We start from the raw sequence: 23,759 nt of genomic DNA on the forward strand, positions 1-23,759 counted from the left end.
AAAAAGGGAGAGGTTTACCTGATTGCCCCGCGCCGCCAGATGATGGTTGATGCGCGGTCCCAAAACCGGAGTTCCAGCTCCGGTTTTGGTGTTTCTAGAGATTGGTTTTTCGAAAGTAATTTTCGTTGCCAATTTGTTCCACCAAAGAGAAAAGCCCGAGCATTTCTGCCCGGGCTTTGTTGTTTCTTAGCTACAACCTGTAGTGCTTCCGCAGGTGTCACACTTCAAACAAGTGCCGTTGCGCACGAGGGTGAAGTTGGCGCATTCGGGGCAGCTTTCGCCTTCGTAGCCTTTCATGCGGGCTTGACTGCGTTGGATGCTGGCGTCGGCCATGGGGGCCGGGGCGCTTTCTTCAACTTTGCCGATTTCCTGCTCCACTTCCTTTTTGAGGGCCGTGGTGGCCTTCATCATGGTGGCGGCGCTGGTTTGCATGGCTTGCACCTTATTGGTGGTGCTGGTGGTCTCGGTGGTCGAGACCAGCATCAAGGTTTTGTCCTTCACGCGGCCACGGGTGAGGCCTTTGGAGACAAACTGATCTGCGGCCATGCCTTCGCTGTCGTCGGTAACGCTTGATCCCTTGTCGCCGCCGCTGCCGGGAGTGACGTGGGCCAAATCGGACCGATCCAGATAGGAAATGGCCAATTCGCGGAACACATAATCCAAGATGGACGTGGCGTTCTTGATCGAGTCGTTGCCTTGCACGAAGCCAGCCGGCTCAAACTTGGTGAACACGAAGGTTTCAACATATTCCTCAAGTGGCACACCATATTGCAGGCCAAGAGATACGGAGATGGCGAAGTTGTTGATCAAGGCGCGTAGGGTTGAGCCTTCCTTGTTCATATCAAGGAAGATTTCGCCCAATCGGCCATCTTCATATTCGCCAGTGCGCAAGAAGAGGGTGTGACCGCCAACTTTGGCCTTTTGGGTGTAACCCTTGCGGCGTGTTGGCAATTTCTCTTGCTCGCGGACCCGCTCAACCACACGCTCTACAACGCGTTCGGCCACTTTTTCAGCAATAGCAGCGGTGCGTTCAACGGGTGATTTTGCGATCAACTCTTCTGTTGCGTCCAAACCGTCTTCATCATCCTCATCATCGGCAAGCAATTGCGCGTTCAAAGGCTGGCTGAGTTTGGAGCCATCGCGATACAACGCATTGGCTTTCAAAGCGAGTTTCCAAGACAGCATGTAGCTTTCTTTACACTCTTCAACGGTTGCTGAGTTTGGCATGTTGATGGTTTTTGAAATCGCACCAGAGATGAAAGGCTGTGCCGCGGCCATCATGCGGATATGGCTTTCCACGCTCAAGAAGCGCTTGCCGATCCGGCCACATGGGTTGGCACAATCGAACACTTTATAGTGCTCTTCTTTCAAATGCGGTGCTTTTTCAAGCGTCATGGCGCCACATACATGGATGTTGGCATCGTCGATTTCTTTTTTCGAGAAACCAAGCGCCGCGAGCATATCAAAGTTCATGTCGTTGAGCTGCTCGTCAGTCAGGCCAAGCTCATTTTTGCAGAACTCTTCGCCCAAGCTCCATTTGTTGAAGGCGAACTTGATGTCGAATGCGCTGCCGAGACCAGCATTGATGGCATCGATCTTTTCGTCAGTGAAGCCTTTGGCTTTCAACGTGGTTGGGTTGACGCCCGGGGCCTGGTTCATATTGCCGTGGCCTACTGCGTAAACCTCAATCTCTGCGATCTGGTCTTCTGAGTAGCCCAAGGTGCGCAACGCTTCTGGCACAGCGCGGTTGATGATTTTGAAGTACCCACCGCCAGCAAGCTTTTTGAACTTCACCAAAGCAAAGTCTGGCTCAATGCCGGTTGTGTCACAATCCATCACCAGGCCGATGGTGCCGGTTGGCGCAATCACAGAAACCTGTGCGTTGCGGTAGCCGTGCTTTTCGCCGAGTTTCAGGGCGTTGTCCCATGCTTTTTTGGCGTGATCGACCAAGCGTTCGTCAGGGCAGTTGCCATGATCCAACGGGACGGGGTTGATGGACAGTTTTTCATAGCCCTTATCATTGCCGTGGGCCGCATTGCGGTGGTTGCGGATCACGCGCAGCATGTGCTTTGCGTTTGGCTTGTAGCTTGGGAATGGGCCCAGCTCTTTCGCCATTTCCGCTGATGTTGCGTAAGACACACCGGTCAAGATTGCGGTGATGGCACCGCCGATGGCGCGGCCTTCATCTGAGTCATAGCCGATGCCTGAGGTCATCAACAGGCCGCCAATATTGGCATAGCCAAGACCCAAGGTGCGGAACTCATAAGAACGCTCGGCGATGGCTTTAGATGGGAATTGCGCCATCATCACAGAGATTTCGAGCACAATGGTCCACAAGCGCACAGAATGTTCGAACGCATCGATCATGAACTGGCCGTCTTTGGCGCGGAACTGAAGCAGGTTCAGCGAGGCCAAGTTACAGGCGGTGTCGTCCAGGAACATATATTCTGAACAGGGGTTCGACGCGCGAATGTCGCCAGACGCTGGGCAGGTGTGCCAGTCGTTAATGGTGGTGTGGTATTGAATGCCGGGATCGGCACAAGCCCAAGCGGCATAGCCCACACTGTCCCACAAATCGCGGGCTTTGAGGGTTTTGGTTGGCTTTTGGCTGATGCGGCCCATCAAATCCCAATCGCCATCTTCCTCAACGGCATTCAAAAAGCCATCGGTGACGCGGATTGAGTTGTTGGAGTTTTGGCCAGCAACGGTCAAATATGCCTCTGAATCCCAATCAGTGTCGTAAACAGGGAACTCAAGGTCGGTATAGCCTTGTTGAGCGAACTGGATCACGCGCTGAATATAGTTTTCAGGCACCATCGCTTTTTTCGCCGCGCGCACTTCGCGCTTCAGGGCAGGGTTTTTTGTGACGTCGAAGCAATCATTGCCTGCGCCTTCACAATTCACACAAGCCTTCATGATGGCTTTCATGTGTTTGGAAACGGTTTTAGACCCGGTGACGAGGGCAGCAACCTTTTGCTCCTCTTTCACCTTCCAATTGATATATTCTTCAATATCCGGGTGATCGATATCGACCACAACCATTTTCGCCGCACGGCGTGTTGTGCCGCCGGACTTGATGGCGCCCGCTGCGCGGTCACCAATTTTGAGGAATGACATCAGGCCAGAGGACTTGCCGCCGCCAGAAAGGCTTTCGCCGGAGCCGCGCAAGGAAGAGAAGTTTGAACCTGTGCCGGAGCCATATTTAAACAGGCGCGCTTCACGCACCCAAAGGTCCATAATGCCGCCATCGCTGACCAAATCGTCTTCAACAGACTGAATGAAACAGGCGTGGGGTTGGGGATGCTCATAAGCGGAAGCTGAGCGCACCAGCTCGCCAGAAAATGGATCGACATAATGGTGGCCTTGGCCGGGGCCATCAATGCCATATGCCCAATGCAGGCCGGTGTTGAACCATTGTGGGGAGTTGGGGGCACATTTTTGGGTGGCGAGCATGTAGCAAAGCTCATCAAAGAAGGCGCGGGCATCTTCTTCATTATCGAAGTAGCCGCCTTTCCAGCCCCAATATGTCCATGTGCCAGCCAAGCGATCAAACACCTGACGGCTATCAATTTCAGAACCATAGCGTTCTTCTTCGGGCAGCTTTTCAAGTGCCTTTTCATCCGGCACGGAGCGCCACAGCCAAGAAGGCACGCTGTTTTCTTCAACTTTTTTGAGAACTTTCGCAACGCCTGCTTTGCGGAAATATTTCTGCGCAATAATATCTGCAGCCACCTGAGACCATGATGCGGGTACATCAATATTGTCTAACCGGAAAACGATTGAACCGTCCGGGTTCTTAATTTCGCTTGTGGCCTTGCGAAATTCGATGCCAGCATAGGCCGATTGGCCTTTTTTGGTGTAGTGCCGCTTAATGCGCATTTGAGTTCGTCCCCAAAATTATGGACAAAATATATTGTCCGATCAAAACCAATATGGTTTTTCAGTTTCTGTTTGTTCGCTTCCTGTTGGGTGTGAGTTGCGAGCCGCACTCACGAGGCTTATTCGCCTTTTTTTATCCGCCGTCCGCCTGACTTTCTTGCCAGTATGAAGCCGGGCAGTGGATGCAAATTTGCACGCATATGTGGGGCCAATCCCTTGCCACTTTACCCTCAATTGCGCCTTATGGCGCTTGCGGGGCATTCCCAAATGGCGGTCACCGCTTCGGTCGCTGTGCAGCTTATTGGCTACGCAACCTTGGGTGGTTGATCGGTCATCATACGGATACTCAATTTGCATCTCCGAACCTACATTTTTCCTAATATTGTTCAAGGCAATTTTTTTCGAAAATTACCACCACTAGTAGTCTGAGGGCTAAATATGGCCCATATCTGGTATATAATATGTGAACAATGGGGATAAGTTGTGGCAGACGCGATTCGGGCTTTGTGTGGCAGATTCGGCAATATTTGCCTATATTGTTCGGCGACCAAACCACTTGATCTTGCGGCGCTATCTCACGAAAAAATCAGCAAAACTCTGCTTATCCTAAATGAAAGGTGAAGGTTTCGACACGCGAAACTGCTTGCGGATTGATCCGATTGGGGACGGCCCTAACTTTTGTCCAAAGCCTGTCAAGGGCATAATTTGAATGTGTATTTGCGTTTTTTTTGGATTTTTTTCATGTCATTTCAATTCGATCATAAGTCCTTCCACGTCTCCGACTCCAATATAGTCGTCATCGAACCAGCCCGGCACATGCAAATCCTTTATCGATCAATGCTTAGCGCCTCTGGCGTGAGGGGATTACGTGTTTTTTCCAGCACTGAACGTGCCGCCGAATCGATTCTGTCTGACCCACCAGATATTGTGTTGGTGGATTGGAGTGATGATAGTTCGAACGGGGGACATTTTCTCAAACACTTTCGAGATCGCCGTCTATATCCTGTGTGTCTGACGCCCATCATTGTGGTCATGAGTGTGGTGCGCAAGCGCCGCTTTGATAAAGCGATCAAATGGGGCGCCCATGCGGTGTTGGCCAAGCCGATCTCGTGCACACGCTTGTTTGACTATATCTCGTGGATATTGGCGGCGCAGATGCCTATGGAGCTGAACGGGCAGCGATATGTTGTGCCCAGTCTGTTGCAGCGCGTAGATGCCGAATTTGCCAACCGCTCCAAGTTTGGTGTCGATTCGATGGCCGAGGCGCAACATATGGCGCAGATTAATTCGATCCAATCTGATGTGGATCGCATCCTGAACTCGGCATTTTATTGAGAGGCGGGTAGGCTGGCTGCAGGGGAATGGCTCTATTGGCCATGATTTGGCCAGTTTCTTCGGATTTTTTCAATCAAAACATCTTTGCGCACTAGGCTTTGCCGATGTTAGGTGCTAAATGCTTGGCAACAAGAAACACGACAGATTGTGGCGATTGGAACTGATATGAAACAGTTTTTGGCGGAATTGTTTATTTGGTGGCACGGACAAACCCTTGGCACGCGTCTTCACACGGCATTGCACGGCAAGTTTGTTGGCGAAGATGAGGCGGGTAACCGCTATTTCAAATCCAAAAAAGGCGATCGCCGCTGGGTCCTTTATAATGGACCGGCCGAAGCATCGCGCATTCCAGTTGGTTGGCACGGATGGATGCATCACCGCACCGACATTTCCCCCGTCGACAAAAAGTACGACGCGCGTTCCTGGGAATTGCCACACAAGCAAAACATGACCGGCACAGCCTATGCCTATCGGCCCAAGGGCAGCATGTTGAACAATGAAACACGTCCAGATGTGACCGGGGACTATGACGCCTGGTCACCAGAATAAGCCTGGATTTGCGGGTTGTTTAATTTGACCATGTTGCGGCGCACATTGTTTTCTTTGCTATTTTTGATTGGCGCTGCACCCGCTTGGGCCGAACCCGTCGCGAATCCTGTCGTCTCCTTGGCAGGGCTCGACAAAGTGACCGGGCGCATCATCACCTTTGATGTATATATCGACGAAACGGTACAATTCGGGGCGCTGCAAATTACGCCGCGCGCCTGTTATTCACGTCCGCCAAATGAAACCCAGCGTACTTCTGTGTTTTTAGAAGTGGATCAGGTGTCCCTGAAGCAGACGGTGACACGGATTTTCACCGGTTGGATGTTTGCTGACAGCCCGGCGCTGAATGCGGTGGACCATGCGGTTTATGACATCTGGTTGGTTGATTGCAAACAAAGCTCCGACATTCCGCCGCCTGACAGCCGCTAGAACGCCGCCCGCACCTTTAGGGCTTGAGCGAGGCGGGCCTGGTATTGCTCGCGCGTGATTTCGATTGCGCCGAGCGTTTCCAAATGCGGTGTGATGAATTGGGTGTCGAGCAACTCAAAGCCTTTGGCGTTCAAGTGATTGACCAATTCAACCAGTGCAATCTTCGAGCCATTTGTTGCCCGATGAAACATGCTTTCGCCAAAGAACGCGCCGCCAAGGGCAAGGCCATAGAGGCCACCGATGATCTCACCATCTCGCCAAATCTCAACGGTGTGGCAAAATCCCCGTTCAAATAGCTGGGCGTAGAGTTCTCTGATCTCAGGATTGATCCACGTTTCCTCGCGGTCACGCATGGGGGCGGCGCAATGGCCAATCACCAAATCAAAGTCATGATCGAAGCGGACCTCATAGTCTTTTTTTCTCAAGGCTTTGCGCAAGGATTTGGAAATGTGAAGCCCATCCAACGGGATGATGCCGCGCAATTCAGGATCAACCCAAAACAAGTCTGGGCTATCCGCACTTTCGGCCATTGGGAAAATGCCATGCGCATAGGCGCCCAGAATCATATCTGGGGTCAGTGTCACGTCATATGGATCAGATTCGTCTTCTTGCATAAGGTTCAAAAGAAAGGGCCCCGTGGGGCCCTTAAATCTATTTCATGCCGAGATATTTTTCGAGCCAATGAATATCATAATTGCCCGTGATCACGTCTTCTTCTTCAATCAAACGTCGGAACAAAGGCAGGGTGGTTTTTACGCCATCGACCACAAATTCACCCAAAGCGCGGCGCAAGCGTTGCAAGCACTCTTCGCGGGTGCGGCCGTGCACGATGAGTTTGCCGATCAAGCTGTCATAATAGGGTGGGATGTTATAGCCCTGATAAACACCTGAATCAACGCGCACACCCACACCACCAGCAGGGTGGTAGAACGAAATGCGGCCCGGCGAGGGGGCAAACGTTTCTGGATCTTCGGCGTTGATACGCACTTCAATGGCATGACCAAAGAAGGTGATATCTTCCTGTTTGGCAGAAATTGGGTGCCCGGCAGCAATGCGAATTTGTTCGTAGACCAAATCCATATTGGTGATCCGTTCGGTCACCGGGTGCTCCACCTGCAAGCGGGTGTTCATCTCAATGAAATAGAACTCGCCATTTTCGTACAGGAACTCGATGGTGCCTGCGCCAGAATATTTCATCTTGGCGATGGCATCGGCAACAATGCCGCCAATTTCGGCCCGTTGTTCAGGCGTAACGGCAGGTGAGGTCGCTTCTTCCCACACTTTTTGGTGACGACGTTGCAAGGAGCAATCGCGATCGCCCAAATGGATGGCGCCACCTTTACCGTCACCCAGCACCTGAATTTCGATGTGGCGCGGTTTGCCGAGATATTTCTCGATATAAACCGCATCATCACCAAAGGCAGCTTTTGCTTCTGAACGTGCCGTTGACAGCGCGGTGCCAACTTCTGCTTCAGTCTTGGCCACCTTCATGCCGCGACCACCGCCGCCTGAGGCCGCTTTAATGATCACTGGGTAACCAATTTCAGCGGCAATTTTGCGCGCTTCCACATCGCTAGTCACCCCGCCATCGGACCCTGGCACCACAGGGATACCAAGTTCTTTAGCAGTGAGTTTGGCTTGAATCTTATCGCCCATAATTTCGATATGGTGCGCTGAAGGGCCAATAAAGGTGATGTTGTGTTCTTCCAGAATGCGGGCAAAGCGCGCATTTTCGGACAAGAAGCCATAGCCAGGGTGCACCGCATCTGCACCGGTGATTTCACACGCGGCCAGAATGGATGGAATGTTCAAATAGCTATGGGTGGCGGACGCTGGGCCAATGCATACACTTTCATCGGCCAAGCGGACATGCATGGCGTCGGCATCGGCTGTGGAGTGCACCGCAACCGTTGAGATGCCGAGCTCTTTACACGCGCGCAAGATGCGCAGCGCGATTTCGCCTCGGTTTGCAATCAGAACTTTTTTAAACATGGGCATCAGGTTTACTCGATCACCACAAGAGGTTCACCAAATTCAACGGGCTGCGCATCTTCCACCAAGATTTTGGTGACAGTGCCTGCGCGGTGTGCCGGAATTTGGTTCATGGTTTTCATCGCTTCGATGATGAGAATGGTTTGACCTTCAGTCACCTTGGTGCCGACTTCCACAAAGTTGGATGCACCGGGTTCAGGCGCCATATAGGCGGTGCCGACCATAGGTGAGGTGAGGGTGCCGGGGTTCGAGCCAATATCGTCCGCAGGGGCTTCGGCCGCGGCCGGGGCAGGTGTTACTGCGCCTGGCGCTGGTGCCGCTGCCGGCGCGGCAGGTGCTGGTGCATATGGCGCGCTTGGCATGTGAACCACTTCTTGAGCATGGCTGCGGGTCACACGAACACGAAAATCATCATGCTCAAGTTCGACTTCAACCAAGTTCTGTTCGTTCAGCAATTCAGCAATCGTACGGATCAGATCGCGATCAACTTGTGAACCTTTACTCATTTAAGGGGCTCTCCAATTTTGTTATTCCGGAATGTGTGATGTTAAAGCACCGAGGGCCAAAATGTAACCCGCCGGGCCAAAACCGCAAATTGTGCCCAGTGCGACTGGGGACACATATGAATGGTGACGAAAACTTTCCCGCGCAAAAATATTAGACAAATGCACTTCGACCACCGGGATATTGATGGCGCGAATGGCATCATGAATCGCCACAGATGTGTGGGTGTAGGCAGCAGGATTAATAATGATGCCATCTGCGGTTTTGCCCGCATTCTGGATCAGTTCAACCAAGTCGCCTTCATGATTTGTCTGGGCAAATTCCAACTCAAAGCCCAAACGCGCGCACTCTTCTTGGCAGTTTTGCTCTATATCGGCCAATGTAACGTGACCGTATATGCTGCCTTCGCGCTCGCCCAACAGATTAAGATTAGGGCCGTTTAGAATATGAATTTGTTTCGCCATTTTGCGGGTTATACCTTTTTATCTCCCGTGCAGGAGCTTGCACTATATGAAAACAAATGAAAAGGCAAAGATTACTCGCGGTTTTACACCACTAGCATATGAAATTGTTGCGCTTTTGTGTCATTTGGGCGGTATATGCATTGTGGGGCGTCGAATTGAAAATTAAAGGCGGCGCAACTATTGCACCGCCTCAACTCAATTCACAGCCTTAGGGGCAGGTGGTTTCCCCGCATTCGCGCATATTATCAACGCGGCGCTTTAGCCCTTCATAGCTTTCTGCGCCCCGCACCACTTCATTGCCAATGATGTAGTTTGGTGTGGAGCTAATGGCCAGGGCATCAGCCAATTGGTAAGTCCGCCCAATGGCTTGGGTGACTGACTGGTCTTGCATTTGCAGCTCAACTTCAACCGGGTTTAGCCCCAACTCGGCGGCAACTTCCAAAGCGCGTTCTTTATCAACCTGGCCGCGCGATTGGAAAAGTTTGGTGTGGAATTCCATATAGTCGACTTTGCCGCTGCGGTTGACGATGGTCGCCACGCGCGCTGCATCAGCAGACCCTTGGCTGAGAATCGGGAATTCACGCAGGATGAAGCGAACATCCTTATCTTCTTCCAACAGCTGCAACATGTTGCCCACAGCTTGACGGCAGTAGCCACAATTGTAGTCGAAAAACTCAATGATGGTTACATCACCATCTGGGTTGCCGAGCACGACTTGGTCAGGATCATTGTGTACCCGATCACCAAGTGCTTCCAATGTTTGGCTGGTTTGAGCAATTTCGGCTTGCTGGCTTTGGGTTTGCAGCGCCACAGACATGCGCTCCAGCAATTGTGGGTTGGCCAAAAGATAGTTCTCAACAGCGACGCCAAAGCGACCTTGGGCGGCTGATGCCTTTGGGGTATCGGCAAGCAGATTCTCGATTTTTTCTTCAACAATTTGCTCGATGAGGGCGTTCAATTCGTCTTTTGACATGTCGCCAACGGATTGGGCCTGTGCGGGGATCAAAAGTGCCAACATTGTCGCAATGATCAGCGGCAATTTGAGAATAGAGTTTAGAAGGGTCATAAATGTCGATCCAGTTTGAAAAGATTTGTGTCTAGCTTAGCGCCAAAATGTCATCAGCGCGTAACCATGCGGGGCTGCCCTCGGGCAAATTCTGTTTTGCTTTTTTCGCCAAGCCACGCGCCAAGCGAATGTCGCGGCGTAGGAAGGCGGCTTCGGCGGCGGCAAGGTCAGCTTCGCCCGTGCGACCGGCACGGCCATAGGCGCGCGAAAGAAGCGAAAAGGCGCGGGCTGAACCGCTATCCATTTGTGTGGCGCGGGAAAGCTGAATGATGGCTTCGTTCAGATCCTGGCTGCGACCCGTGTCGGAAAGGGCGGCGCCGTAGATCAAACGATATTCAATCTCGTTGGGCGCCAATTGAACAGCGCGAGCGAGTGGCTTGAGCGCCGCTGTGGCTTGTCCAGTTTCGAACAGCATTTGCCCCAGCAGTTCCTGCAAGTTCGGGTTGCGCGGATTGGCTGAGGCGAGCGCGGCCATTTGCTGAACCGCAGCCGGGCCAGCACCTGCGCGATAACCTGCGATGGCGCGGGCGTAGCGTGCAGGCAGGGATTTATCTGAATTGGGATAGCGGTTGAGCACAGTCTGGGTGCGTTCCAAATATCCAGTTAGTTTGGCTTTTGCCATCGCGAGGCGCTGAACATCTTCGCTTGAATCGCGTTTGTTGCGGAAGGGGCTGCCTGCGGCGCGATTGAGCGTTTGGTTGAGGCGGTCTTCAGCCAAGGGGTGCGTGCGCAAATAACCAGCGGCGGCGGCGCGGCTGGACTGGTTGCGCTGCAAACGGTCGAGCACTTCAATCAAGCCTTGTGCGCTTTGTTTGGTGCGCTCCAGATATTTCAGCGCGGCGGCATCTGCTGCGCTTTCTTCGGATTGGCGGTAGGCCATGAAATTGTTTTGGGCGGCGGCGCTTGAGCCCAAAATGAAGCCCGAGACCATTCTGCCCAACTCGCCGGACTGATCATTGCCGGAAGCTGCAGCCAAAACGCCAATACCAAGCACCATTGAAACCGCCTGAACGCGGCCTGCGACTTCAGCCTGTTCGCGCAGGCGTCGCAAGTGGCCGCCAGCCAAATGGCCGATTTCGTGTGCCAACACGGCCTTGAGTTCGTTGGGCGTATCTGAATCCAAAATGGTGCCGTAATTGATGAAAATATCGCCACTCTCGATCACAAAGGCATTAAACCGCCGATCATTGACGATATTGACGCTGACACTTCGTGGATTGACGCCTGCGGCTTTGAGCAGTGGACGCGCAAAATCCTTGATCATGTTTTGCGTTTCAGCGTCCGTGATCAAACGAATTTGCTGTGCCATGGCGCTGATGGGAGCAAAGGCCAACAGAATGGCGAATAAAGCCGGGATTAACCGCAGATGCTTTGGCATGTTTTGGCCTTTACTGAAACCATGAATCACTGACATTGTGGGCGCAACTATAACGGCATTTCGTGCAGTTGGCACGGGCCGTTGACCTCACAAAAACGCGAACAGTTGGACAATTTGATGACAGAGATCGCGCAGCTCCCGCATTTGCAACCCTTTTTCGCCATGGAAATTCTGGCGATGGCCAAAACGCTGGAGGCCGAAGGGCGCAAAATTTGTCATTTGGAAGTGGGGGAACCCGGCGCGGCACCTGCGCCAGAAGTGATTGCGGCGGTGCAACAAAGCGCGCAAACTGATCCGCAACGCTATACGCCTGCAAAGGGCGACTTGGCCCTGCGGAGGGCGTTGGTTGATTATTATCGGCAGCAGCACAAGGCCATCGTCAATCCTGAGAATATTTTGGTGACCAACGGGTCTTCTGCCGGGTTTGTCCTGGCGTTTTTGTCGGGATTTGAAAAAGGGAGCAAAATTGCGGTTACCCGGCCGGGTTATCCCGCTTACCTCAATATTATTTCGAGCCTTGGTTTCGAACCGGTCGAAATTGAACTCAGCGCAAGCAATGGCTGGCGGCTGGATGCTGATGCCGTGCGGGCAGCGCACAGTGAAACGCCGTTTGATGGCTTGTTGCTGGCATCGCCTGCCAATCCAACTGGGGCGATGATTGAACGGGAAGAGTTTGCGCGGATTATGAACGCCTGTGATGATCTGGATGTTCGGTTTATTTCAGACGAAATCTATCATGGCCTGAGCCATGGATTGCCGGAGACAAGCGCGCTTGAATTGAGCGACAATGCGCTGATTATCAATAGCTTTTCGAAATATTATTGCATGACTGGTTGGCGGCTGGGATGGCTGGTGCTGCCTGACGAAATGGTGCGGCAAACCGAGATTTTGGCCCAGAATATGTTTATTTCCGCCCCCAGTCTGTCGCAAGTTGCCGGACGGGTCGCATTGCCTTGCCGTGACTATTATGATCAGCAAAAGGCAGCTTATGTGCGCAATGGCATGTTGCTGGTGGAAGCGCTGAGCGAAATGGGCTTTAAAGATGCGCGCATGTCAGATGGCGCGTTTTATGCCTATGTCGGGATTGAAGGATTTGCGCAAGACAGTGTGGCGTTTTGTAAAGCACTGCTGCAAGAAGCAGGCGTTGCAGCGACGCCAGGTGTGGATTTTGACCGCGTGAATGGCCACAAATTTGTGCGGTTTTCCTACGCTGGTGACCATGACATGCTGGTTGAGGCGATAGAAAAAATGGCCGGCTTTTTGAGCCGACCATTGTCACTTTAGATCTAGCAATTGCTGGCCTTAAAAGAAGCCGCGCTGCCACCAACCCTTTTTGGTTTTTTCCTTGGCTTTGCCTTCATCTTCGTCATCACTGCTGGATGAAGATGTAACGATAATGCCGTCTTCCGTTGGCTTATCGGTTTTCGGCTTTTCCGTTGGCTCCTGCTTCGGCTCTTCGCGTACTTCAGGCGCTTTCACGGCATCTTGCTTTGGTTCTTCAGTTGATGCTGCAGCGGCCTCTTGGGCAGGCGCAGTCTCATCGTCTTTTTTTACGCGTTTGCGCGGTGCACGACGACGCTTTGGCTTTTCCTCAGCGGCATCTGCGGTGCCTTTGTCGTCATCAGCTTTTGCGGCCTCTTCCTGAGGTGCAGCATCGGATGTGTTGTCATCCGACTTTTTGCGACGCGGCCGACGTTTCGGCTTAGGCGGCGTTGCCTTAGCGTCTTCATCGTCAAGCGTTTCCGCTTTGGTATCCACCTTCGCATCAGCCAACGCGGCTTCTTTCGACGCGTCCGTGTCTTTATCCTCTGGATCTTTAGCGCGTGTTACATTTTCTTCAACCGCCTCAATGGCTTCCTGGTCGAAATTGGCTGGCGCTTCTGATTTGTTCTGATCGTCTTTTGGCGCATCTGACTTGTTCTCGTCGTCAGATTGCTGACCATCCTGCTGATTGGCGTTTGCGCCATTATCATTGTCTTGGTTGCGACGATTGCGGCGACCACCACGGCGACCACGACGGCGGCGCTTTTTCGGTTGTTCGCCATCTTCATCGTCACCTGGCTTGGACGTTTCATCCTGGTCAGACGCCTCAGCTTTATCGGCATTATCCTGATTTTGCTGTTGGTTCTGATTGTCTGACTCGTCGCGATCGCGCCCTTTGCCCCGACGACGCTTGCGGCGACGCGCGGGCTTTTCTTCTTTGTTGTCTTCTTCTTCGGTTTCGGCGACGACATCTTCGTCTTCAACCAAATCAATAACGGGCGCAGAATCAACCTTCACGTGGTTGGTGATGCGCGGCTCGCCATTGTCGTATGGATCGCCTTTTTCAATCGTGAACTGATCGCCATGCATATGCGGCTCAGCCGTGATTGAAATGGCCAAATTGTAACGTTGTTCCAGCACAGAGAGGGACGGGCGCTTGGCGTTCAAAATGTAAAGGGCAACTTCAGATGCTACCTTCACATTGATCGCCTGGTTCGGACGTCGCATGACCTGATCTTCAATCGCGCGCATCACCATCAAGGCAAGGCTTTCGACAGACCGCACAAGGCCTGTGCCATTACATGTTGGGCATGCGTTGGTTGAGCTTTCAAGCACACCAAAGCGAATGCGCTGACGCGACATTTCGAGCAAACCGAAATGTGAAATACGGCCGACTTGAATGCGTGCACGGTCGTTTTTCAAGCTGTCTTTGAGTTTGCGCTCAACATTGCGAATGTTGCGCTTTTCTTCCATATCGATGAAATCGATCACCACAAGACCCGCCATGTCGCGCAAACGCAACTGCCGTGACAGTTCGTGCGCCGCTTCAAGGTTGGTTTGCAGTGCGGTGTCTTCGATATTGTGTTCTTTTGTGGCCTTACCCGAGTTCACATCGACCGACACGAGCGCCTCGGTCGGGTTGATGACCAAGTAACCACCTGAAGGCAGGTTCACCTTAGGCGAGAACATGGAATCGAGTTGCTCTTCCACATTGAATTTGGAAAAAATCGGTTGATCATCGCGGAATGGCTGCACATTTTTGGCATGCGAAGGCATGATCATGCGCATAAAGTCTTTGGCCTCACGATAAGCATCGTCGCCAGACACCAGCACTTCGGTGATCTCTTTGTTATAGAGGTCGCGAATGGATCGCTTGATCAGGCTGCCTTCTTCATAAACGAGGCAAGGGGCCGTGGACTCCAGCGTGAGGCTGCGCACATTTTCCCAAAGGCGCAACAAATATTCAAAGTCGCGCTTAATTTCGGCTTTGGTACGGCTCGCGCCAGCAGTGCGCAAAATAACGCCCATACCTTTTTGCACGTCCAGCTCGCCTGCGATTTGTTTCAAGCGTTTCCGGTCAGCTGCGTTGGTGATTTTGCGAGAAATACCGCCGCCACGCGCAGTGTTTGGCATCAAAACTGAATAGCGACCTGCGAGGGACAAATAAGTTGTCAGCGCCGCGCCTTTGTTGCCGCGCTCTTCTTTCACCACTTGAACCAACAACACCTGACGGCGTTTGATCACTTCTTGGATTTTGTAGGAGCGGGGACGCTTGCGTTTGCGCTCTGGCACTTCTTCCAGCGCATCTTCCGTGCCGACTTCGTCAAATTGCTGACTGTCGCCATTTTCATCATCATTATCTGAAGATGCTTCGGTGTCGCCATCATCTTCTTTAGACGCAGGGCTATCTGATTTCAGCATTGCGGGCTGATCTGAATCAGCCAAATCGTCATTGACCTCTTCTTCTTCCTCAGCCAACAGCGCTTCGCGATCCGCAAGTGGGATCTGATAATAGTCTGGGTGAATTTCAGAAAAAGCCAGGAAACCGTGGCGATTGCCGCCATAATCCACAAAAGCGGCCTGCAAAGATGGCTCAACCCGCGTCACTTTCGCGAGATAGATATTGCCTCTTAATTGCCGGCGTGTGGCCGATTCAAAATCAAATTCTTCTAAACGGTTCCCGTTAGTGACAACTACTCGTGTTTCTTCCGGGTGGATTGCATCCACCAACATTCTTTTCGTAGGCATATATTAAAGCTCCACGCATACGCAGCCTTGGCGCAAATGAGCGCAGCCCACCCGTTTTTGACGGAGTGAGCGGTTGCGTTGCGAAAATGTAAGATTGTCTTGCGGATTTTTGCTCACGCAAGAGATTGGCATTTGAAGACAATGCGGCGTGTGCGATTGCGTCGCGGGCAATTGGGCCCTTTATGCAATGCAACTTTTCAAACCTCATCTCGTCTTCTTTCATTTGGGTGGCAAATCGCACTATTTCTTGACGGTTTGCCGGCATGGCCGCTTCGGCCGAATCTCGTTCTCAGCAAATGCTGTCGGTTCTATTGTTCAGAATTGTCATTCTCGAGGAAGGTTTGACAAATTTTTGACCAGTTTGAGGGTCAAACTATAGAACAAGAATCGAGGGCATTACGCCTGCTGATGGTTAGTGTTTAATCTCCAACGTCAATTTTAGCAACAAATATGTTTATTGGCGTTAAATTTATGTTGGGCTGAAAAGCGTTGAATTCAAGCAACGAATGGCAAGAAACTGCAGGTTGATCGCATTCAATGGCCTCAAAAACCTGCACGAATCGCATATGAGCTAAAGGGTCAATTAAATTTTTATGCACGGATCGTGATGCCTCAGCGCCTTTTTGTACACTTCTTATTGATCTTTGTGATGCAGCTCAGCCTTATTGGCGGCGCGTTGGCACAGCAAGGCATCCAAATTCTTGATGCGCGTCTGGCCGTTGGGCCGGATAAAAGCCGGTTGGTGGTCGATCTGAGCGCCGTTGCAGGCTATGCGACCTTTCCCATAGACCAACCGGACCGGCTGGTGGTGGAACTGGGCGTTGAAAAACTGGCCGATGACGCGCCAACAGAACTCAAGACGGACGGTTTGGTGCGAGAAACCGCCATCGGCATGGTGGATGAGGGCCGCGCCCGTTTGGTTTTGTTTTTGAACAAACCCGTTCAAGTCACCACCATTGAAATGCTTGAAGCGGTGGGCGAACAGCCGGCGCGCCTTGTGGTTGAGATTGCCGAAGGTGAGCGGGAGATATTTGATCAAGCTGTGGCACGATCCAAGGCGTTGTTAACGGGGCAGGCGGGTGCCGAAGACAAGGCTGCGGCTGAAACGCCAGAGGCGCCAAGCACGCCCACGCCTGAGGGGCCGTTGCCCAGCGTGGTGCAAATCCGTCCCCTGATCTTGCTGGACCCCGGCCATGGCGGCATTGATGGTGGGGCAAAAGCCGAGAACGGCTTAGAAGAAAAACATGTGGTGCTTGAATTTGCCAAACGCGTGCAAAAGCACTTGCTGGCGACCGACAAGTTCGATGTGGCGCTGACCCGCACGGGCGACGAGTTTTTGAGCTTGAATGAACGGGTTGAATTGGCACGGGAAAACAAAGCGAGCCTGATGATTTCGCTACACGCAGATAGTTTTGACGACCCCAACGTGCGCGGCGCAAGCGTTTACACAAGAGATGAAGCGGCGACCGACGTGTTGGACAAGGTGTTGGCTGAAGGTGAAAACCGTGTCGATTTGATCGCTGGTTTTGATGCGCCAAAGGATGATGATCAAGTGGTCAACATCTTGATTGATTTGATGCGGCGGGAAACGCGGCGGCAGAGCTTTTTGGCGGCACGCTCTATCGTAGACGATATCGAAACACAACTGCCCATGCGGCCATATCCGTTGCGTCGGGCCGACTTTTTCGTGCTGCAATCGCCTGAAGTTCCGTCCATCCTATTAGAGCTCGGCTTCTTGTCTAATGGGTTAGATATGGAAAATCTCGCCGAAGAAAGCTGGCAGGAGAAGGCGGCACAAGCGTTGGCGCAAGGAATTGTTAAATATTTTGACGCGGAAGCGCAAAACTGATTAAAGCCGTGCGTTCACAGTTTTGCCCTTGTTTCGGGCGATAGCGTGGGGTCACTAATGGATTTGAAGGTTAGCACTGACCATCAAAGTAACGAACTAGGTTTGAATAGATGCTGAGAATTTTGAGCTGGCTTTTTGCATTCGGTTTCTTCACCGGGTTAATTGCGTTGGCTGGTGTGGGCTACTTTCTGTGGACGATCTCTGAGGATTTGCCCGATTATACGGTTTTGAAAGACTATCAACCGCCGGTAACGACGCGGGTGCACGCTGCGGATGGGTCGCTTCTTGGCGAATATGCGCGTGAACGGCGCTTGTTCCAACCTATTGAGACGATCCCCCCGATGGTGGTGAACGCGTTCGTCGCGGTGGAGGATAAAGACTTCTATTCGCACGGCGGTTTGGCTTTTGACGGCATTTTGCGTGCGGTGCGTGACAATATTCAGAAAAAGATCGATGGAACGGGTGGGCCGCTGGTGGGCGCCTCTACCATCACACAACAGGTGGCGCGGAACTTTTTGCTGACGCTTGATCAAACCTGGGATCGTAAAATCAAGGAAATGCTGCTTGCCATTCGGATTGAGCAGACCTTTTCCAAAGACAAGATTATGGAGCTCTATCTCAACGAGATTTTCTTGGGGCTCAATTCATATGGTATTTCCGCGGCGGCGCTGAACTATTTCGACAAAGCGCTTTACGAGCTGACCATCGCAGAAGCGGCCTATATCGCGGCGTTGCCAAAAGGGCCGGCAAACTATCATCCAATCCGGTATCCGAAAGCGGCGATTGAGCGGCGCAATTATGTGATTGGTCGCATGGAGGCCGAAGGCTATATTAGCGCGGAAGAGGCGAAAGCGGCGCAACAAGAACCACTGAATGTGTTTCCGCGGACCTCAGGCTCACAAGTTTATTCTGCTGAATATTTCGCCGAGGAAGTACGGCGGCGTTTGGCACGTATCTATGGTGAGGACCAGCTTTATGGCGGCGGCTTGTCCGTGCGCACCACAATGGACCCAAAATTGCAATCCTACGCCCGCGACGCTTTGATCAATGGGTTGGTGCAGTTTGACCAGACCAAGGGCTATCGCGGCCCTGTGGCCACGATTGAGCTTGATGACGATTGGGGCGACGATCTGGCCGAAATGGACATTTTAAGTGATGTGCCAGAGTGGCGTTTGGGCGTTGTGATCGAGTTGGAACAGAACTCGGCGGTGGTTGGGTTGCGGCCGGAAAAAGATTTGCAAGGCAATCTGCTGGCCGAACGTGAAACGGGCCAATTGCCTGGCAAAGAGCAAAAATGGATCGCCAAGCCGCTATCACAAATCCTAAATGTGGGCGATGTGATCTATGTGGAGCAGGTGCCGGACAATGAAGGTGTCTATCAAATGCGCCAGCCTCCAGAAGTGCAAGGCGGTTTGGTGGCGATGGACCCTCGGACCGGGCGTGTATTGGCCCTTGTGGGTGGCTTCTCATTTGCTGAGAGTGAGTTTAACCGCGCCACACAGGCGGAGCGTCAACCGGGTTCATCGTTTAAGCCGATCGTTTATGCTGCAGCGCTTGATAATGGGTATACGCCTGCTTCGGTGGTTTTGGATGCGCCTTTGTCGATCAAAAACGCCGACGGCACGTCCTACCAGCCGGACAACTATTCACGCGAGTTTTATGGGCCACAAACGTTGCGGCGCGGCATTGAACGTTCTCGGAACGTGATGACGGTGCGGCTTGCGCAAGATATTGGCATGCCGTTGGTTTCTGAATATTCGCGCTTGTTTGGTATCCACGATAATCTACCGCCCTATTTGGCGATGGCATTGGGGGCAGGTGAAACCACCGTGTTGCGGATGACAGCCGCCTACGCCACGATTGCCAACGGTGGGCGCAAGATTAATCCGACTTTGATTGACCGGGTGCAGGATCGTTACGGCAATACAGTGTTTAAGCATGACGAGCGGATCTGTGATGGCTGTGCTGTTGAAGAGTGGCAAAACCAAGCCGAACCATTGGTGATCGATAACCGTGATCAAGTTCTTGATCCTATGACGGCATATCAGATCACATCGATGATGGAAGGCGTGGTCCAGCGGGGTACCGGCACGCGCGTCCGCGCTCTGGGCCGTCCTGTTGCTGGCAAAACCGGCACCACCGACGATTATAAAGATGCATGGTTTGTTGGCTTTACCCCCAATATGGCGGTTGGCGTTTATGTCGGTTACGACACGCCACGCAATATGGGCCGTAACGCCACGGGCGGCGAATTGGCCGCACCGATCTTCCGTGACTTTATGGAAAATGCGATGAAAGGCAAACCACCAACCCCGTTCAATATTCCGGGTGGGATGACCCCGATTTGGATTGACCCTAAAACGGGGGTGAAGGTTGCTGGCGGCGGCGAAGGTGCGATCGTTGAAGCATTTAAGCCCGGTACAGGACCAAACTTGATCACATCTGTGATCGGGGTGGATTCAGACGTGTTTGTTGATCTGGAAGGTGGATCGCAAGACTTTAATGCCGGACGTGGCGGTTTGTTCTAAGCTTTGGATATTGCCTTCGCCCACGGGCGAGGGGCTTGATGGGGCGTGGTCGATCGGATAGATCACATGCACAGACAAATGAGTGTGAGTGATTATGCGCGCAGAAATTCAAAGTGTTGTTGATGAGATCGAGCAGGCCATGAGCTTGCTGAGGAGGCATCTTTGACTGGGATAGCGCCCAGTCACGGCTAGACGAGCTAAACCAGCGCGCCGAAGATCCCGACCTGTGGAATGACCCGCAAAAAGCGCAAGGCGTGATGCGGGACCGGCAATATCTTGAAGGCCAAATCAATTCCATCAATGGATTGCAGGCTACATTGACCGACAATATCGATTTGATCGAATTGGGGGAAATGGAAGGCGACGATGAAGTTGTGGCCGAAGCGGAAAAAGCGCTAATTGGCCTTAAAACCCAAACTGACCGTATGCAGGTGGAAACTTTGCTTTCTGGCGAAGCGGATGCCAATGATTGCTATGTGGAAGTGCATGCGGGCGCCGGGGGCACTGAAAGCCAAGACTGGGCCAACATGCTGTTGCGCATGTATACACGCTGGGCGGAACGTCAGGGCCACAAGGTCGAAGTGATGGAAGTGCATGACGGCGAGGAAGCTGGCATTAAGTCTGCCACGATCCTGGTCAAAGGGCACAACGCCTATGGTTGGCTGAAGACTGAGAGCGGCGTGCACCGGTTGGTGCGAATTTCACCGTTCGACAGCCAAGCCCGTCGACACACAAGCTTTTCATCGATCTGGGTTTATCCGGTTATTGATGATTCAATTGACATTGAAGTGTCTGAATCTGATGTGCGGATCGACACATATCGTGCCTCTGGCGCGGGTGGTCAGCACGTGAACACGACTGATAGTGCCGTGCGCATCACCCATATTGAGACCGGCATTGTGGTGCAATGTCAGAATGATCGATCACAGCATAAAAACCGGGCGACAGCATGGGACATGTTGCGGGCGCGGCTTTATGAGGCTGAGTTGCAGCGGCGTGAAGAAGAGGCCAATGCCGAGACCGCACAAAAGTCGGAAATTGGCTGGGGACACCAGATCCGTTCCTATGTGTTGCAGCCCTATCAGATGGTGAAAGATCTGCGCACAGGCATTGAAAGCACCGCGCCGAATGATGTGCTGGATGGCAATCTGGATGCGTTTATGGAAGCGGCGTTGGCGCAACGGGTGGGCAAATCAGACGAGGATGACTAAGCGGTTGTGTTAAAGCAGGCTTCTTAGCTTTTTCCCAACATTAATGTAGTGCGCGGGGTTGGTCGGCCGATCATCTTTGCGCACTTCCAGGTGCAAGTGAGGGCCCGTGCTGCGCCCTGTGCTGCCCACCAAGCCAATGATCGTTTCTGGGGTAACGTGCTGCCCCTTTTTGACCTTGATTTTGGAAAGGTGCGCATAGCGCGACATCAAACCATTTACATGGGTGATTTCAACTGCATTGCCGTACCCGCCCTTGCGTCCGGCAAACGTGACCTTACCTGCGCCAAGCGCGGAGACAGACGCCCCGCTCGGTGCGCGAAAATCCAATCCGGAATGAAACGCGGACCGCCCGGTGAAGGGATCGCGACGGTTACCGAACCGGGAGCTTAGACCGTAAGATTCCGGCAGGGGGCGGAAAACGGGTGCTGAATAAATATGCTGTTTGGCTTGCTCATACTTTGAAAGTGCATCCAGCGCGAAATTGGCCGCTTGCATTTGTTCCGCAAATGCATCGCCCATTGCGGGGGGCAAAAGGGGGCCGCCGACGGCATCATCTTCAAAGCGGGGCTTGAGGCCAACGCGGGATAATTCAGTCATGATTTTTGCGGTCGATCTTTCAGCCTCGGTGCCGAGGGCTGTGAGCGCTGAAATCGTATCTTCCTTCATCAATTGAAGGTCTTCAATGATCGCATGAATGTCAGTTTTTGACGAGTTGGTTGGTGCAAAGCCCAACGCGCTTGTTTTTATTGGGTCAGTTTGCGCGGGCACTTCAATTCCAACAGCTTTTGCCTTTTTCGCGATTGAACGCACAAAATCATGTTGTTCTAAAATTTGCTCTTGCTGGGCCAGCAGATCTTGCAGCTGCAAGTTTATATCGCCTGCTTTGGCATATTGGCGCGAGTGCAACCGATCCAGTTCGGCGCGCAAGGTAGCGATGCGGGTTTCATAAGCGGATATGGTTTGCGCCGCTTGAGCGTCGCGTGTCGCCGCAAAATCAGGCGACATATATAGCGTGATCGCGAATGCGATGTTGCCGGAAAACAGGATGGTGACGAGGCCATAAACCCACCAGCGATCCAGGTCTGATTTCTTTTGGGTGTGGCCATTCTGGCTTGTTACTTTACCCGAAAAGTTACGCGATACACTCACTTGATCCGCCCATTCTTTAGCGTCGATTCTCTTCTACTGCTAAAGATGGAGGATTATGGTTAACTATCCGATAATGGGAGCGATGGGCTTATAAAAACTGGGTGTTAGCCCAGCTGCGGCGCGGGCTTTGTCGTTAAAGGGCGGTTTTAATGCGCCACGAAAATGTTTGCGCACCAAAGACTGGAAAGTTGGTATGGGTTGCTTGCGCTCAATGTCGCATTGATACCGAAACCATTTGGCGCCAAACGCCACGTGGCGCTTTTCATCATTATAGATGGTTTGCAAGATTTTGGCTGTTGCCTCATCGCCCACCGCTTGGGTGCGTTCAATCATTACAGGGGTGATGTCCAGCCCACGGGCCTCCAAAACCAAGGGAATGATGGCCAGGCGCGCCAATAAATCGTGGGCTGTATCTGCGCAAGATTGCCACAAACCATCGTGGGCGGGGAAATCCCCATAGGCGCTGTCCAGCTCATTTAAGCGATTGGAGAGCATGCGGAAGTGCTTTGCCTCTTCCAGCCCAACTTGAACCCAATTGTCCAAAAAAGAACGCGGCAAATTATGGCCGCACCCGCGTGCAACCAGATCCCATGTCAGATCCACAGCGCCCAATTCAATGTGGGCGAGGGCGTGAATATGGGCCTTGCGGCCATGCTCGGTGCGCAAGTTACGTTTGGGCATTTTGCCCGGCGGCAGCAGTTCAGGTTTTTCGGGGCGTCCGGGCTGGTCAGGCAGCGCCAGTTCATCATATCGGCCCTTGCCCATTTGTCGTTTGAGCCACGCCCGCGCCGTATCCATCGCCAGATCAGTCTTTTTGACCAAATCTGGCTCATGGACGATGGCAACAGCGCTTTCAAACAGCTCACGCGCCATTTTCAAGCTCAATTAGTTTATCGAGTACTTTTTGGGCATGGCCTTTGGCGCGAACATTGCGCCAGATATGCGCGATTTTACCATTTTCATCGATCAGGAACGTGGTGCGTTTGATTCCCATGAATGTTTTGCCGTACATCTTCTTTTCGCCCCAAGCGCCATAGGCTTCCATGGTTTTATGGTCTTCATCTGATAGCAGGATGATCTTGAGATCGTGCTTTTCCCTGAATTTGGCGTGTTTTGCCACTGGGTCAGCAGAGCAACCGACTAGAATGGTGTTGTGTGCTTCAAACTCTGGCAGGAGGGCGGTAAAATCAATGTTTTCCACTGTGCAGCCCGGTGTGTCGTCTTTTGGGTAGAAAAATAGCACTATGTTTTTACCCTTATGCTCAGACAGGGTAAAATCTTGCGATTCGGTTGGATTGGTGAAATGAGGGGCGACATCGCCGATTTGAAGTTCAGCCATCAGAGATTTCCCTTATGTGAGGACAAGAAGATTCGATTTGGTCACAGATCAGCCCATTTTGAGATTTAAGAGCAAAATA

General features: G+C 52.4%; 18 protein-coding genes. 7 read left to right on the forward strand and 11 right to left on the reverse strand.

The window, feature by feature from the left end:
- Positions 1-186: 186 nt before the first annotated feature.
- The gene (locus tag MXMO3_RS09785; protein WP_117395760.1) at positions 187-3,879 is read right to left on the reverse strand and encodes a vitamin B12-dependent ribonucleotide reductase; all 3,693 of its coding nucleotides are present in this window, start codon (positions 3,877-3,879) and stop codon (positions 187-189) included.
- Positions 3,880-4,620: 741 nt separating this feature from the next.
- Here MXMO3_RS09785 and MXMO3_RS09790 point away from each other — a divergent pair.
- From MXMO3_RS09790 to MXMO3_RS09800, 3 genes are all read left to right on the forward strand, one after another.
- Positions 4,621-5,214, forward strand: coding sequence for a response regulator (locus tag MXMO3_RS09790; RefSeq protein WP_156905549.1), 594 nt, complete (start codon positions 4,621-4,623; stop codon positions 5,212-5,214).
- Positions 5,215-5,379: 165 nt separating this feature from the next.
- A complete protein-coding gene (locus tag MXMO3_RS09795; RefSeq protein ID WP_027835209.1) occupies positions 5,380-5,763 on the forward strand; it encodes an NADH:ubiquinone oxidoreductase subunit NDUFA12 in 384 nt (127 codons plus the stop codon).
- 15 nt (positions 5,764-5,778) lie between these two features.
- On the forward strand, positions 5,779-6,189 hold the full coding sequence (locus MXMO3_RS09800; RefSeq protein ID WP_342773333.1) for a DUF2155 domain-containing protein: 411 nt from the start codon (positions 5,779-5,781) through the stop codon (positions 6,187-6,189).
- Here MXMO3_RS09800 and aat read toward each other — a convergent pair.
- From aat to MXMO3_RS09830, 6 genes are all read right to left on the reverse strand, one after another.
- Positions 6,186-6,803, reverse strand: a complete 618-nt coding sequence (gene aat / locus MXMO3_RS09805) for a leucyl/phenylalanyl-tRNA--protein transferase (protein ID WP_117395761.1) — start codon at positions 6,801-6,803, stop codon at positions 6,186-6,188. The two genes, MXMO3_RS09800 and aat, sit on opposite strands and share 4 nt — an antisense overlap.
- A gap of 37 nt (positions 6,804-6,840) precedes the next feature.
- On the reverse strand, positions 6,841-8,181 hold the full coding sequence (accC, locus tag MXMO3_RS09810; protein WP_027835211.1) for an acetyl-CoA carboxylase biotin carboxylase subunit: 1,341 nt from the start codon (positions 8,179-8,181) through the stop codon (positions 6,841-6,843).
- Positions 8,182-8,192: 11 nt separating this feature from the next.
- The gene (accB, locus tag MXMO3_RS09815; protein WP_027835212.1) at positions 8,193-8,687 is read right to left on the reverse strand and encodes an acetyl-CoA carboxylase biotin carboxyl carrier protein; all 495 of its coding nucleotides are present in this window, start codon (positions 8,685-8,687) and stop codon (positions 8,193-8,195) included.
- A gap of 21 nt (positions 8,688-8,708) precedes the next feature.
- Positions 8,709-9,149: a type II 3-dehydroquinate dehydratase gene (gene aroQ / locus MXMO3_RS09820; RefSeq protein WP_027835213.1), complete on the reverse strand. Its 441-nt coding sequence runs from the start codon at positions 9,147-9,149 to the stop codon at positions 8,709-8,711.
- Positions 9,150-9,357: 208 nt separating this feature from the next.
- A complete protein-coding gene (locus MXMO3_RS09825; RefSeq protein WP_117395762.1) occupies positions 9,358-10,215 on the reverse strand; it encodes a DsbA family protein in 858 nt (285 codons plus the stop codon).
- Positions 10,216-10,246: 31 nt separating this feature from the next.
- Positions 10,247-11,593, reverse strand: a complete 1,347-nt coding sequence (locus MXMO3_RS09830) for a M48 family metalloprotease (protein ID WP_162889215.1) — start codon at positions 11,591-11,593, stop codon at positions 10,247-10,249.
- Between the two features lie 117 nt (positions 11,594-11,710).
- Between MXMO3_RS09830 and MXMO3_RS09835 the strand changes: the two genes are divergently transcribed.
- Entirely contained in the window at positions 11,711-12,877 is a 1,167-nt protein-coding gene (locus tag MXMO3_RS09835; protein WP_036222729.1) for a pyridoxal phosphate-dependent aminotransferase, read from the forward strand.
- A gap of 18 nt (positions 12,878-12,895) precedes the next feature.
- Here MXMO3_RS09835 and MXMO3_RS09840 read toward each other — a convergent pair whose 3' ends face one another.
- Positions 12,896-15,604, reverse strand: a complete 2,709-nt coding sequence (locus MXMO3_RS09840; protein ID WP_117395764.1) for a ribonuclease E/G — start codon at positions 15,602-15,604, stop codon at positions 12,896-12,898.
- Between the two features lie 607 nt (positions 15,605-16,211).
- Between MXMO3_RS09840 and MXMO3_RS09845 the strand changes: the two genes are divergently transcribed.
- The 3 genes from MXMO3_RS09845 (at position 16,212) to prfB (ending at position 21,192) form a co-directional block, all read left to right on the forward strand.
- Positions 16,212-17,453, forward strand: a complete 1,242-nt coding sequence (locus MXMO3_RS09845; protein ID WP_117395765.1) for an N-acetylmuramoyl-L-alanine amidase — start codon at positions 16,212-16,214, stop codon at positions 17,451-17,453.
- Between the two features lie 110 nt (positions 17,454-17,563).
- Positions 17,564-19,981, forward strand: coding sequence for a penicillin-binding protein 1A (locus MXMO3_RS09850; protein ID WP_027835217.1), 2,418 nt, complete (start codon positions 17,564-17,566; stop codon positions 19,979-19,981).
- Positions 19,982-20,075: 94 nt separating this feature from the next.
- Positions 20,076-21,192 (forward strand): peptide chain release factor 2 gene (gene prfB, locus MXMO3_RS09855; RefSeq protein ID WP_117395766.1). Its coding sequence is split into 2 segments (ribosomal slippage): positions 20,076-20,144 and positions 20,146-21,192, totalling 1,116 coding nucleotides; the frame shifts between segments, so codons are not numbered across the junction.
- 9 nt (positions 21,193-21,201) lie between these two features.
- Here the strand turns inward: prfB and MXMO3_RS09860 are convergent.
- The 3 genes from MXMO3_RS09860 to bcp all read right to left on the reverse strand — a co-directional run bounded on the left by MXMO3_RS09860 (position 21,202) and on the right by bcp (position 23,680).
- Positions 21,202-22,341: a M23 family metallopeptidase gene (locus MXMO3_RS09860; protein ID WP_245985716.1), complete on the reverse strand. Its 1,140-nt coding sequence runs from the start codon at positions 22,339-22,341 to the stop codon at positions 21,202-21,204.
- Between the two features lie 63 nt (positions 22,342-22,404).
- Positions 22,405-23,214, reverse strand: a complete 810-nt coding sequence (locus MXMO3_RS09865; RefSeq protein WP_117395767.1) for a ferritin-like domain-containing protein — start codon at positions 23,212-23,214, stop codon at positions 22,405-22,407.
- Positions 23,204-23,680: a thioredoxin-dependent thiol peroxidase gene (gene bcp / locus MXMO3_RS09870; protein ID WP_027835221.1), complete on the reverse strand. Its 477-nt coding sequence runs from the start codon at positions 23,678-23,680 to the stop codon at positions 23,204-23,206. The genes MXMO3_RS09865 and bcp overlap by 11 nt, the downstream gene beginning before the upstream one ends.
- Between the last annotated feature and the right edge of the window lie 79 nt (positions 23,681-23,759).

This window comes from Maritalea myrionectae (assembly GCF_003433515.1).
Taxonomy (GTDB): Bacteria; Pseudomonadota; Alphaproteobacteria; order Rhizobiales; family Devosiaceae; genus Maritalea; species Maritalea myrionectae.

Bases quoted from the DNA above. Each gene is read 5' to 3' on its own strand.
- MXMO3_RS09785 (WP_117395760.1), bottom strand. From the start codon at position 3,879: ATGCGCATTAAGCGGCACTACACCAAAAAAGGCCAATCGGCCTATGCT.
- MXMO3_RS09790 (WP_156905549.1), top strand. From the start codon at position 4,621: ATGTCATTTCAATTCGATCATAAGTCCTTCCACGTCTCCGACTCCAAT.
- MXMO3_RS09795 (WP_027835209.1), top strand. From the start codon at position 5,380: ATGAAACAGTTTTTGGCGGAATTGTTTATTTGGTGGCACGGACAAACC.
- aat (WP_117395761.1), bottom strand. From the start codon at position 6,803: ATGCAAGAAGACGAATCTGATCCATATGACGTGACACTGACCCCAGAT.
- accC (WP_027835211.1), bottom strand. From the start codon at position 8,181: ATGTTTAAAAAAGTTCTGATTGCAAACCGAGGCGAAATCGCGCTGCGC.
- accB (WP_027835212.1), bottom strand. From the start codon at position 8,687: ATGAGTAAAGGTTCACAAGTTGATCGCGATCTGATCCGTACGATTGCT.
- aroQ (WP_027835213.1), bottom strand. From the start codon at position 9,149: ATGGCGAAACAAATTCATATTCTAAACGGCCCTAATCTTAATCTGTTG.
- MXMO3_RS09825 (WP_117395762.1), bottom strand. From the start codon at position 10,215: ATGACCCTTCTAAACTCTATTCTCAAATTGCCGCTGATCATTGCGACA.
- MXMO3_RS09830 (WP_162889215.1), bottom strand. From the start codon at position 11,593: ATGCCAAAGCATCTGCGGTTAATCCCGGCTTTATTCGCCATTCTGTTG.
- MXMO3_RS09835 (WP_036222729.1), top strand. From the start codon at position 11,711: ATGACAGAGATCGCGCAGCTCCCGCATTTGCAACCCTTTTTCGCCATG.
- MXMO3_RS09840 (WP_117395764.1), bottom strand. From the start codon at position 15,604: ATGCCTACGAAAAGAATGTTGGTGGATGCAATCCACCCGGAAGAAACA.
- MXMO3_RS09845 (WP_117395765.1), top strand. From the start codon at position 16,212: ATGCCTCAGCGCCTTTTTGTACACTTCTTATTGATCTTTGTGATGCAG.
- MXMO3_RS09850 (WP_027835217.1), top strand. From the start codon at position 17,564: ATGCTGAGAATTTTGAGCTGGCTTTTTGCATTCGGTTTCTTCACCGGG.
- MXMO3_RS09865 (WP_117395767.1), bottom strand. From the start codon at position 23,214: ATGGCGCGTGAGCTGTTTGAAAGCGCTGTTGCCATCGTCCATGAGCCA.
- bcp (WP_027835221.1), bottom strand. From the start codon at position 23,680: ATGGCTGAACTTCAAATCGGCGATGTCGCCCCTCATTTCACCAATCCA.